Consider the following 12004-nt stretch of genomic DNA (forward strand, 5'->3'; position numbering starts at 1 on the left):
AACTATATCGGTTCAAAGGGAAAGCGGCTCTTAAATTGTATAATTTTAGTAAAACCCAATTATTATGGAAACGAGAGACGACGTTTTAGTTCAACTACGGCCCGAAATCCCATCGGCAACGTTCAACGATCAAATGAGCGATGCCGAATATTTTCAGAACAATACCTTACGGCCCATCGTGAAGCTTCAAGCCAATTTATTGTTGGCGGCCTTCAGGAATTACATTAGAAAGCACAAGAATGTGTTTTATGATCTTTCTATTGAAAAACGGATGGACTACATAGATAATGCTATACAGAAGGATATGAAGTTCAGGAATTCATTGAAAGGGATGGTGATTGGCCAGTTTACACTGTATGAATATGAAGTATATATTGACGATTCCTCGGCCCTCAACAAACGGATGATGAACATCGTGATAGAACGTTTAAAGAGCAATGTCCAGATTTTGGAACCGGAATTCGCTTAAAGCAACAAAAAAAAGCCCTTCAACTTAATGCTGAAGGGCTTTGCTTTTATAAGAAAAACGAAGGTTTATTTACCGTCCATTTTGTCTTTTAGCTCTTGAAGCTTTTGATTGGCATCACCAAGAGTGGTTTTAGACTCTTCGGCTTGCGCAGCTTGCTTTTTGGCAGCGGCTTTTACAATCTTGGCTTCTTCTTCTTTATGGATTACCATATGTGAAGCGACCACTTTCTTGAATTCTTTATTGAACTCAATGATTTGGAATTCTGCTTCTTCACCTTTTTGAAGATCGGTTCCGTCTTCTTTTTCCAAGTGACGCTTAGGAACAAATGCAGTGATGTCGTCGTTAAACTCAATCGTTGCGCCTTTGTCCACTATTTCGTCAATCTTGGCGGTGTGCTTGGTGCCTACGGCAAACTCATCTTGGTACTTATCCCAAGGGTTTTCTTCGGTTTGCTTGTGTCCTAAGCTCAATTTACGTCCTTCAACGTCCAATTCAAGAACCACAACGTCCAATTCGGCACCAATTTCGGTAAACTCACTTGGATGCTTGATTTTCTTGGTCCAAGAAAGATCGCTTATGTAAATAAGACCATCGATCCCTTCTTCCAATTCCACAAACACACCAAAGTTGGTAAAGTTACGTACAATACCGGTATGTCTAGAACCTACAGGGTATTTGCTTGTGATATCGGTCCATGGGTCTGGTGTCAATTGCTTGATACCAAGCGACATTTTACGGTCTTCTTTGTCCATGGTCAAAATTTGAGCTTCCACTTCATCACCAACGTTTACGAAATCCTGGGCACTGCGCAAGTGCGTGGACCAAGACATTTCGCTTACGTGGATCAAGCCTTCAACGCCTTCGGCTACTTCAATAAACGCACCGTAGTCTGCAATAACAACTACTTTGCCTTTTACCTTATCACCAACTTTAAGGTCGTCTCCTAGAGCTTCCCATGGGTGCGGTTTCAATTGTTTAAGTCCTAATTGGATACGTGTTTTATCCTCATCAAAGTCAAGGATCACCACGTTCAATTTCTGGTCAAGGTCAACAATTTCGTTCGGGTGGTTGATGCGCGACCAAGAAAGGTCGGTAATGTGCACCAATCCGTCAACGCCTCCAAGGTCAACAAATACACCGTATGAAGTAATGTTTTTAACAACACCTTCCAGTACTTGTCCTTTTTCAAGCTGCCCGATGATTTCTTTTTTCTGTTCTTCGATATCCGCTTCGATAAGCGCTTTGTGCGAAACAACAACGTTTTTGAATTCGTGGTTTATTTTCACCACTTTGAATTCCATTGTTTTTCCTACATACGCATCGTAATCACGAATAGGCTTCACATCTATTTGTGAACCTGGCAAGAAAGCTTCGATACCGAACACATCTACGATCATACCACCTTTGGTGCGGCATTTTACATAACCGTTTACTATGGTACCTTCGTCGTGGGCCTCATTAACACGCTCCCACGCCTTGATGGTTCTGGCCTTACGGTGAGAAAGGATTAACTGTCCTGTGCTGTCTTCGCGCACATCGATCAATACCTCTACTTTGTCGCCTTCCTTAAGGTCTGGGTTGTAACGGAATTCGTTTAAGGAAATTACCCCTTCACTTTTTGCGTTGATGTCAATAATGGCATCACGGTCTGTAATGTGAACCACTTCGCCCTCTACCACTTCATCATCTAAAGTGTCCACGAAATTTTCGGCAACCAGTTTTTCAAACTCTTCCAACTTACCGTCATCAATTGGGTCGATGCCTTCTTCGTAGTTGTGCCAGTTGAATTCTTCCAAGAATTTCTTTGGATCTTTTTGTTTAAGGGAAAGTTCTTCTTGAGGTTGTTGTGTTTCCTCAGTAGCTTTTTGCTCTGCCACCGCTACTTCTTCTTGTTTTTCTGCAGCTTTTTCTTTTGCTGCATCTTTGTTTGCTTTTTCAGCCATTTAATAAATAGTTGTGAAATTCTTTTTTAAGATATTGAATTTCAACAATTTGTATTCTGTGTTATTACAAGAAATCGCTGCGACTATCCCACAGAAGGGTTTAAATTGATTTTTTTTGAGTCCTTTTTATTCTTGCCTCGTCGCTAAAAGGAGTGCAAAAGTACTGTTTTTCTTTTGATAATCAAAGTGTTTTGAATGGAAAGTGTTGGGCCTTCAATACATCTCCCCTCCCGTCAGGACACCTGCCTGAATGATCAGTCGGGCAGGCTCAAGCTTCGGAAATGAGATTTCCCTGAAACCGAAATGACAGCTAATTAAACCCGGCCAGCGATGCGGTCTTTGGCGAGTTGCAATATAATATGGAATTGGTCTTCCAAGTTCATTTCGCTGTTGTCGATTTCAATGGCATCGGTTGCTTTTTTCAACGGGGAGTCTTCCCGTGTGGTATCGATACGGTCGCGGGCTTGCACATTCGCTAACACCTCGTTATAGGTTACGGTATCGCCGCGTTCGACAAGTTCAAGGTAACGGCGTTTGGCCCGTTGTTCGGCCGAGGCGTTCATGAATATTTTCAATTCGGCTTCGGGCATTACTACAGTGCCAATATCACGGCCGTCCATCACAACGCCTTTTTCGGCGCCCATACGTCGTTGTTGCTCTACCAGTTTTTTCCGTACTTCGGAAACCGTGGCAATAGGGCTAACAAATTCTGAAACTTCCAACGTTCGTATGTTATCTTCTACGTTTTGCCCATTGAGGAACATTTCAGCTTTTGCTGCAGGGCTGCTTTTCCTGAATTCCAAATGAATGTCCGGCAGTTTTTCGATCAATTGTACCTTGTTGAACTTCTCTTTAGAAATAAAACCGTTTTCCATAGCGTACAGGGTGACCGCACGGTACATGGCACCGGTGTCGATATACACATACCCCAGCCAATCTGCCAATTGCTTGGCGACCGTGCTTTTTCCGGTGGATGAATAGCCGTCTATGGCGATGGTGATTTTATGCATTATTGAAGGTCTATATGAAGCCCAAAGGTGCTGGTTGAGGCCGCCAAGCTGTATTGCGCGTACGAATAACTTAAGCGTAATTTATTCAATTTCAAGGAAAAACCGGCGCTCAGCCCTGCAAAAGCGCGCTGCTCTACAATGCGCAACTCTTCTGCCCGGCGGAAGCTATAGCCCAGCCGAAGGTTGAATCCGCCTTCGGGAAACAATTCGATGCCCAAGATCATGTGGCGGAAGGCGTTGTCTATGAAATTGATTTTTTCACTGGTGGTGTTGCCCTCCAGATCGGTTTCATTTCTGTTTGGGTTGGCAAAAGCCACGTTCCAGCGTTGCATGTTCTCTAAGGTAAAATGCCAACGGATGGGTATGTTTTTTAAGGTCTGCGATACCCCGAAGACCAGTTCGAACGGCAATTTTTCATACGTTTCGTGGTATGGGGTGATTTGCGTGCCCAGGTTTCGGGCGACCCCGGTAATGTGCAGGTCCCAGTCTTCGTAAACGTACATTACGCCTATATCGGTAGCCACGCCAAAGGAGCTGTACTGTTCGAGTTTTGAAGAAATAAACTTTACATTGGCGCCCACGTGAAAATTGGTAAAGGCAATATTGCGCGCATGACCAAAAGAAACGGCCACTTCACCTCCACTAAAACTGTTGGTGGCATTTCCCTGTTCGTCGTAGCCATCAAACTTTCCGTAGTTAATGTAGGTAACCCCTGCCTGAATTACCTGTGTGCGCCTGTCCCAAGCATACGCATATGCCGCGCTGCCATAGTTTACGTCGCCTATGTAATTGGCATAGTTTATCGAAAATTGATTGTCCATTGCAGGATTGATGGCCGCGGGATTAAAAAAGGCTTGTGTGGGATCGTAATCGTAATTGGTGATGGTTTTACCGCCCAAAGCTGCTTGCCGGGGTGAATTTACAAGGTTCAAAAATTGATAGGTCGTTCGGCCACCTACTTGCGCCATTGCAGAAGCAGCTATTAACAGCATAAATAAGAAGTAACCCTTTTGGAGCATGTACCGTAGTTAGTTTTCTATACCTTTTAACGACTGCAATATTAATTTATTTTTAAGCGGAATAAAAGGTTTTCAAATATAGATATAAAATACCCCTTGAAAAATCAATTATTCAATTGAGATTCACAAGGGGCATTATTTAAATATGGCTACAACTTCTTAGCGTTCTTTACTTTTTGCTTGGTAAGCGCTAAATTCAATACATCGCTCATATCTTTTACATAATGAAATTTCAGGCCTTTTAGGTATTCTGGTTTAATTTCATCGATATCGCGCTTGTTATCTTCGCATAACAAGATTTCCTTAATGTGCGCCCGTTTGGCAGCCAATATTTTTTCCTTTATTCCGCCAACGGGAAGCACTTTACCGCGCAAGGTAATTTCCCCAGTCATCGCAATGCTCTTCTTTACCTTGCGTTGGGTGAACAACGAAACCAGAGAGGTTAACATTGTAATCCCCGCACTTGGACCGTCTTTGGGGGTTGCCCCTTCCGGTACGTGCACGTGGACGTTATATTTTTCAAAAATATCTGGCGAAATGCCCAGTTCTTCGGCGTTGGATTTTATGTATTCCAAGGCAATGGTGGCCGATTCTTTCATGACCTTCCCTAAGTTTCCGGTCATGTTCAACTGGCCTTTACCTTTGGAAAGCGTCGATTCTATAAACAAAATATCGCCTCCCACTTTGGTCCAAGCCAATCCGGTAACCACCCCGGCCACATCGTTGTTTTCATATTTATTGCGTTCCAGTTTTGGGCTGCCCAAAGCTTCGATCACGGTATCATGGGTTACTTTTTTCTCATATTCTTCTTCCATGGCGATTTTCATCGCAGCATAACGCACCATTTTTGCAATTTGCTTTTCGAGGCCTCTTACGCCACTTTCACGGGTGTAGCCTTCCACGATTTTCTCTAATTGCTTTTTGTCAATTTTAAGGTCGTTTTTGGTCAGGCCATGTTCCTCCAATTGTTTTGGCAGTAGGTGGCGTTTTGCAATTTCCACTTTCTCTTCAACGGTATAACCGGTAACGTTAATAATTTCCATGCGGTCACGAAGCGCAGGCTGAATGGTGCTCAAGGAGTTTGAAGTGGCAATGAACATGACTTTTGAAAGATCGTACCCCAGCTCCAAAAAGTTATCGTAAAACGCGTTGTTCTGTTCAGGGTCCAGCACTTCCAGCATAGCCGAAGACGGGTCGCCCTGGCTCCCAACCGAAAGTTTATCTATTTCATCCAATACAAAAACCGGGTTGCTGGTTCCTGCTTTTTTTATGTTTTTTACAATACGTCCCGGCATCGCACCAATATAGGTTTTACGATGTCCACGTATTTCGGCTTCATCACGTAAACCGCCCAGCGACATCCGTACGTATTCGCGGCCCAGGGCTTCGGCAATGGATTTGCCCAAGGAAGTCTTACCCACACCTGGAGGGCCGTACAGGCAAAGAATGGGCGATTTCATATCGTTGCGCAGTTTCAGTACAGCTAAATATTCAATAATTCGTTTTTTAACATCGTCTAAGCCGTAATGGTCGCGATCCAATATTTTCCTTGCCCTTTTCAAGTCGAATTTATCGGTGCTGAATTCGTTCCACGGCAGCTCGAGCAACAAATCCAAATAATTGGTCTGAATGCTATATTCGGCCACTTGCGGGTTCATGCGCTGCAACTTGTTGATTTCCTTTTCAAAATGCTCCTGCACCTCGTCGCCCCACTTTTTTTCTTCCGCTTTTTTGCGCATTTCCTGTATTTCGGCTTCATTGGAATTTCCGCCCAACTCTTCCTGAATAGTCTTCATTTGCTGTTGCAGGAAATATTCGCGCTGCTGCTGATTGATATCGCTTTGCACCTTAGACTGGATATCATTGCGCAACGACAATTTTTGCAATTCAACGTTCATGTGCTTCAAAGTCTGCAGGGCACGCTCTTTCAGGTCGTTTATCTCTAACAGGCTTTGTTTTTCTTTTACTGAAATGTTCAGGTTTGAAGAAACAAAGTTGATCAAAAACGAGTTGCTTTCAATGTTTTTGATGGCAAAGGCCGCTTCCGAAGGGATGTTTGGACTGCCTTTAATGATTTCAAGGGCTATTTCCTTGATGGAATCGATAATGGCAGAAAACTCTTCGTTTTCATCGGCAGGTTTTGCTTCACTCACTTCCCTTATGGTGGCGGTGAGGTACGGTTCGGTCGTGATTACTTCGGTGGTTTCAAAGCGTTTTTTACCCTGTATGATTACGGTGGTGTTGCCATCGGGCATTTTCAATACCCGAAGTATTTTGGCCACCGTACCAATGGTGTTGATTTCGTTTAACCCGGGATCTTCCACTTCTTCGTCTTTTTGTGAAACCACACCAATGGTCTTGCTGCCTTTGTTGGTTTCGTTGATGAGTTTAATGGATTTATCGCGACCTGCGGTAATGGGAACCACCACGCCTGGAAACAAAACGGTGTTGCGTAGCGGGAGGATAGGTAGTATTTCCGGCAGTTCTTCCCGGTTCATCGCATCTTCATCCTCGGCGGTCATTAAAGGGATCAACTCGGCGTCTTGCTCTAATTCCTGCAATGACAAACTGTCTAATGTTTTTACTTTTGAATGGGCCATATAGTATTTTAAGACATTGTGTCACCAAAAAAGGCGCACAATTGCTGTTTTTTAATGATTCGTTATCTACTTTAAACTGAAAACCAATTGCATAGCTTAATGCTTATTGACTTTCACTCATTTCTATTCAATAGTTATGCCAAGGAAAGTTTATGTTTTTCTGATGTATTTCAATTACCAAGAAAATTTTTGATTGAATGAATACAAATCTATTTGGTGAAATTTTCCTACAAAATATAATTTTTCTTACAAAACAATGAACTATCTATGGAGTATCTATGAAGCATCTATAGCTTTACTATGGTTACTTTAAATCTACCACCATGTTTTTTCAACTCCTATTTAATGATACCCCTTACTCGTTTGAAAAAGATATTTTCAGAATTGTAATATATATTTTTTCATCACAACTGTAACATTTTGAAACAAACATTATCTTTAGTATAAACAAGCTTGTTTTTGACATTGACCGACCAACATATTGACTCATTATTGGAGCACTGTAAAAAAGGAAACCAATTGGCGCAGTTAGAAGTGTATAATCGCTATCAACGGGCTATGTATAATGTTGCCGTACGGATTGTAAAAGATACCGCAGAAGCCGAAGATATCATGCAAGAATCTTTTATAAGTGCCTTCAATAAGCTGGACACGTTTAAAGGTACGGCCACTTTTGGATCTTGGTTAAAGCGTATTGTGGTCAATAATAGTATTTCACAATACAAAAAGCAACAGCGTTTCATTGACATACCGGATGAAACCATTGCCGAGACTATTGAAGAGGCCTCCGGAATACCTGAAGAAGATTACACTACCGATAAAGCGGCTTCTATACTGAGTTGTATGGAAACTTTGCACCGCACGTATCATCAAATTTTAACACTTCATTTAATTGAAGGCTATGATTATGAAGAGATATGTGAAATTTTAGACATCAGTTATGCCAATTGTAGAACATTAATGTCACGAGCGAAAGAAAGTTTACGAAAAAAATTAAAAATAGCGTCATGAAGAAAGATGAACTAGACACTTTATTTGAGCAAAACCGTACACGTTTTGACGTGCACGACACACCACAAGGTCATCAAAAACGGTTTTTGACCAAATTACAAGCGCAGGCTGAAGGACATAAAGAAGCATTAAAAGAGAAGCGCAGATCAACGAAATGGTGGAAACCCTTGAGCATTGCCGCAACCGTTGCTGTTTTACTGGCCATCGGATTTTTATTTCAGAGCACAGAAGCTAAAGCCCAGGATCTTGCCAGTGTATCGCCAGAAATGCAACGCACCCAATCTTTCTTTACAGCAACCATCAATAAAGAGTTAAAAACCTTAAAAAGTTTAGAAAGTCCTGAAGCAAAAACACTTGTAGAAGATGCCTTAGCACAAATTGACATCCTTGAACGAGAATATGAAGGACTTAAAAAAGATCTTGTAGAAAGCGGAAATGACAAACGGGTAATTTATGCAATGATCACCAACTTTCAAAATCGAATTGATCTGTTACAAAACGTTATCAACACCATCGAAGAAATTAAAACACTTAAAGCAAATAAAAATGAAACCACTATCTAAAACACTACTCGTGCTTTTCCTTATTCCGGCCGTAGCGATGGCCACACCGGAAAAGATGAAAGGAAAATACACCAAAGAGAAAACAATTAAAAAAGAATTTAACGTCAATTCCGGTACCGGTTTGCAGGTAAAAAATAGTTATGGAAACTTAGATATCGTAACTTGGGATGAAAACCGAACCGTCATAGAAGTCACGATAAAAACCAATGGCGATAACGAAGAAAAAGTTATAGCACGTCTTAGCGAAATTGATGTTGAATTTAACGCTAGTTCATCCCTAGTTTCTGCCGAAACAACATTTGAAAATAAAAAATCCGGTTGGAGCTGGTGGGGAAGCAGTAAAAATAACGTTTCCGTAGAAGTTAATTATTCCATTAAACTACCTATTACCAATACCGTAGACTTAAACAACGATTATGGCACCATTCGCATGAATAAATTGAAGGGACACGCTACGATAAATTGTGATTATGGACAGTTGATTATTGGTGAATTGCTAGCAGAAAACAACTACCTTACCTTTGATTATACCGATAAATCCACCATCGGATATATGAAAAGTGGCCGAATCAACGCCGATTATTCAGGGTTTACCTTAGAAAAAACTGAGCGATTAGAATTAAATGCAGATTACACCCAATCTGAAATTATAGATGGAAAAAGCATTAACTACAATTGTGATTATGGAAAGGTAATCATTGGTAAAGCCGAAGACGTTATCGGTCGCGGTGATTATGTAAACAACAAAATAGGCACCATTACTGGTTCCCTCAATTTAAATACCGATTATGGCTCAATTAATATTGATAACGTAAGTTTCCAGGCCAAAAATGTTACCATCAAGGCAGATTATACCGGTGTAAAAATGGGCTTTGACAGTAGTTATAATTTCGATTTTGTAATAGATTTATCCTACGCCAGTTTTAAAGGCGAACAAGAAGTGACCATTTTAAAGTCTTCTAAAGATTACACCAGCAGCAAGTATAGCGGATTTCACGGTAAACAAAACTCTGGGAATACGGTTAACATTAATTCAGATTACGGCGGCGTAACCTTTTATAAAAACTAAAACCTATATACCAATGAAAACACTAACAAGATGTATTCTCACAGCTTTTATAGCGTTAACGGTGCAGCAAGCTGTAGCACAAAACTGGAACGCTTCAAAAATCAAAGGAAATGGCCATGCAACTACTGAAACCGTTTCAACAAGCGACTATGATCACATTCACGTGACCGGTTCTATGGATGTAACCTTGGTTAACGGTGCTGAAGGATCTATCACTGTCAAAACAGATGAAAACCTTCATGAGCATTTAGACATCAGCAGTAACGGTACTGTGTTGACTATTTCAGTTAAAAAAGGTATTTCCATTAGAACCAAAAAAGGAATTAACGTTACTGTTCCTTTTGATGAAATTTCTGAAGTCACCTTGGTCGGTTCGGGCGATATTACCGCTACTCAAACAATTAAAGCTGATAATTTTGACGCTGGTGTTACCGGCTTCGGTGATATTATTTTGAAAGTTGAAACAAATTCCTTGAATGCAAAAGTTACCGGCTCTGGGGATATGACGTTAACCGGCAATACCGATGACTTTGAGTTAAAAATTAGCGGAAGCGGTGATTTTGACGGAAGAAACTTTGACGCAAACAACACAGAAGTATATGTATCCGGCTCTGGCGACGGTATGGTTTCAGCAAAAAAAAGCATCAAAGCTCGCGTGAACGGCTCGGGGAATATTTCTTATAAAGGAAACCCTTCTCAAAGTGATACCAAAGTTTTAGGCAGCGGCACGATACAATCTATGTAAGAAACACTCATCAATCAAAAATGGGCCTAAAAAGTACTATTTCTTCCAAACGCTTTTTAGGCTTCTTTTTTTGACATTCTTTTTTTCTGTGGTACTCTAAAGAGTAAAAGAAGCCCTATCACAAAAAATAAGATAAAGAACAATACAGCATACCTTATACTGCCCGTTACTTGCGCCACGAACCCGTAACTGAACATCCCGATAACAATCCCTATTTTTTCGGCAACATCATAAAAACTGAAATAAGAAGCCGTGTCTATGGCGTTTTCCGGCAGTAATTTTGAATAGGTAGAACGCGAAAGTGACTGTATCCCGCCCATGACCAAGCCCACAAATCCTGCGGTGACATAAAATTGCGTTGGGCTTGTTATGGTATAGGCGTACACACAAATGCAAATCCAAATCATGTTCAATACAATCAAGGTATTGATGTTTCCAAATCGAGCAGATGCCCTAGAGGTTAAAAAAGCCCCTAAAACCGCTACCAGCTGTATCAATAAAATACTGACTATCAATCCCGTGGTGGCATTTGTTTTGCCCCAATCCAGTTCTTCAATACCAAAATAGGTGGCCACCAACATAATGGTCTGTACGGCCATGCTATACACAAAGAAAGCTGCGAGATACCGCTTTAGGCTTCTGTTTTCGCCCAACTTGTGCCAAATTTTCTTTAACTCTTTAAATCCGTTGAAAAGCAGGTGCTTCGTAAATTTTTGTTTTTTGTTTCCCTTCGGAAGGTAATAATAGGTGTATTGGCTAAACCCGATCCACCAAACCCCAGTCAACACAAAGGACAACCGCGTGGGGAAATCTTCGTTTTTAAATCCGAAAGTTTCGTGCATCAAGATCATCGCTAAACAAATACACAGCAAAATCACACTACCCACATACCCTAGCGAATACCCCTTGGCACTTATTCTATCTTGTTGTTCAGGAAAGGCAATATCCGGTAAATAGGAGTTGTAGAATACCAAACTGGCCCAAAAGCCTATCAGTGCCAAAAAATAGCACAACAGTCCAAACCATAAATAGTCTAAGGAAAACCAAAACAAGCCAATGCATGAAACAGCACCCAGATAACAGAAAAACTTCAGAAATGCTTTTTTGTTGCCCACATAATCGGCAATACCGCTCAATAGCGGACTCAAAACCGAAACCATTAAAAAAGCTGCTGCTGTAACATAGCTTATGAGCGTGTCGTTATTAAAATCGAAGCCCAAAAACGTAACCGTATCGTCCAGAATGTTTCCGTTATCATCCTTTACCAATGTCAACGCACCATAGAAAATGGGGAAAATGGCCGAGGAAATCACTAAGTTATACACAGAATTGGCCCAATCGTAAACGGCCCAAGCATACAGGAGTTTCTTGCTCCCCTTTGGTAAGTTGGTCATGTTTTTATTTTTACGAATAAAAATCCCGTCCAGATACCATATCAAGACGGGACTAAAGTACTTTATTTTATTTGTTTTGAAAACAATGGAAGTGTCTAAATGTCTATCCTATAAAGATGACAAAACAGAAACAACAGCTCTAATATCTCACATCTCACATCTCAAATCTCACATCTCACAT

General features: G+C 41.1%; 10 protein-coding genes. 5 read left to right on the forward strand and 5 right to left on the reverse strand.

Translation table 11 applies throughout. The features are described from left to right. Positions 1 to 64 precede the first annotated feature (64 nt). Positions 65 to 469, forward strand: a complete 405-nt coding sequence (locus tag DDV96_RS05140; protein WP_116693688.1) for a glyoxalase — start codon at positions 65 to 67, stop codon at positions 467 to 469. A gap of 65 nt (positions 470 to 534) precedes the next feature. On the opposite strand, the gene rpsA is transcribed toward DDV96_RS05140, so the two are convergent. From rpsA to lon, 4 genes are all read right to left on the reverse strand, one after another. Next, positions 535 to 2412 (reverse strand): 30S ribosomal protein S1, encoded by a 1878-nt coding sequence (gene rpsA / locus DDV96_RS05145; RefSeq protein ID WP_116693689.1) that lies wholly within the window; start codon positions 2410 to 2412, stop codon positions 535 to 537. Between the two features lie 314 nt (positions 2413 to 2726). Beyond that, the gene (gene cmk / locus DDV96_RS05150; RefSeq protein ID WP_116693690.1) at positions 2727 to 3422 is read right to left on the reverse strand and encodes a (d)CMP kinase; all 696 of its coding nucleotides are present in this window, start codon (positions 3420 to 3422) and stop codon (positions 2727 to 2729) included. Next, positions 3422 to 4414 carry a type IX secretion system protein PorQ gene (porQ, locus tag DDV96_RS05155; protein WP_394340100.1) on the reverse strand — a complete coding sequence of 331 codons (993 nt, stop codon included), beginning with the start codon at positions 4412 to 4414 and terminating at the stop codon, positions 3422 to 3424. The genes cmk and porQ overlap by 1 nt, the downstream gene beginning before the upstream one ends. A 176-nt stretch (positions 4415 to 4590) precedes the next feature. After that, on the reverse strand, positions 4591 to 7041 hold the full coding sequence (gene lon, locus DDV96_RS05160) for an endopeptidase La (RefSeq protein ID WP_116693692.1): 2451 nt from the start codon (positions 7039 to 7041) through the stop codon (positions 4591 to 4593). Positions 7042 to 7500: 459 nt separating this feature from the next. Here lon and DDV96_RS05165 point away from each other — a divergent pair, with 459 nt between their 5' ends. The 4 genes from DDV96_RS05165 to DDV96_RS05180 are packed head-to-tail and all read left to right on the forward strand — an operon-like array spanning position 7501 to position 10429. After that, positions 7501 to 8052: an RNA polymerase sigma factor gene (locus DDV96_RS05165; RefSeq protein WP_116693925.1), complete on the forward strand. Its 552-nt coding sequence runs from the start codon at positions 7501 to 7503 to the stop codon at positions 8050 to 8052. Then, entirely contained in the window at positions 8049 to 8615 is a 567-nt protein-coding gene (locus DDV96_RS05170) for a hypothetical protein (RefSeq protein WP_116693693.1), read from the forward strand. Before DDV96_RS05165 ends, DDV96_RS05170 begins: the two co-directional genes overlap by 4 nt. After that, positions 8599 to 9684, forward strand: coding sequence for a hypothetical protein (locus DDV96_RS05175; protein WP_116693694.1), 1086 nt, complete (start codon positions 8599 to 8601; stop codon positions 9682 to 9684). The genes DDV96_RS05170 and DDV96_RS05175 overlap by 17 nt, the downstream gene beginning before the upstream one ends. A 13-nt stretch (positions 9685 to 9697) precedes the next feature. Continuing rightward, positions 9698 to 10429 (forward strand): head GIN domain-containing protein, encoded by a 732-nt coding sequence (locus tag DDV96_RS05180; protein ID WP_116693695.1) that lies wholly within the window; start codon positions 9698 to 9700, stop codon positions 10427 to 10429. A 56-nt stretch (positions 10430 to 10485) separates the two neighbouring features. Here the strand turns inward: DDV96_RS05180 and DDV96_RS05185 are convergent, their stop codons facing one another. After that, the gene (locus tag DDV96_RS05185) at positions 10486 to 11823 is read right to left on the reverse strand and encodes an MFS transporter (protein ID WP_116693696.1); all 1338 of its coding nucleotides are present in this window, start codon (positions 11821 to 11823) and stop codon (positions 10486 to 10488) included. Positions 11824 to 12004: the final 181 nt, after the last annotated feature.

The sequence above is a fragment of the Marixanthomonas spongiae genome (assembly GCF_003095375.1).
Lineage (GTDB): Bacteria > Bacteroidota > Bacteroidia > Flavobacteriales > Flavobacteriaceae > Marixanthomonas > Marixanthomonas spongiae.

Excerpts from the sequence above, each read along its gene's own strand:
- DDV96_RS05140 (WP_116693688.1), top strand. The coding sequence starts at position 65 with ATGGAAACGAGAGACGACGTTTTAGTTCAACTACGGCCCGAAATCCCA.
- rpsA (WP_116693689.1), bottom strand. The coding sequence starts at position 2,412 with ATGGCTGAAAAAGCAAACAAAGATGCAGCAAAAGAAAAAGCTGCAGAA.
- cmk (WP_116693690.1), bottom strand. The coding sequence starts at position 3,422 with ATGCATAAAATCACCATCGCCATAGACGGCTATTCATCCACCGGAAAA.
- porQ (WP_394340100.1), bottom strand. The coding sequence starts at position 4,414 with ATGCTGTTAATAGCTGCTTCTGCAATGGCGCAAGTAGGTGGCCGAACG.
- lon (WP_116693692.1), bottom strand. The coding sequence starts at position 7,041 with ATGGCCCATTCAAAAGTAAAAACATTAGACAGTTTGTCATTGCAGGAA.
- DDV96_RS05170 (WP_116693693.1), top strand. The coding sequence starts at position 8,049 with ATGAAGAAAGATGAACTAGACACTTTATTTGAGCAAAACCGTACACGT.
- DDV96_RS05175 (WP_116693694.1), top strand. The coding sequence starts at position 8,599 with ATGAAACCACTATCTAAAACACTACTCGTGCTTTTCCTTATTCCGGCC.
- DDV96_RS05180 (WP_116693695.1), top strand. The coding sequence starts at position 9,698 with ATGAAAACACTAACAAGATGTATTCTCACAGCTTTTATAGCGTTAACG.
- DDV96_RS05185 (WP_116693696.1), bottom strand. The coding sequence starts at position 11,823 with ATGACCAACTTACCAAAGGGGAGCAAGAAACTCCTGTATGCTTGGGCC.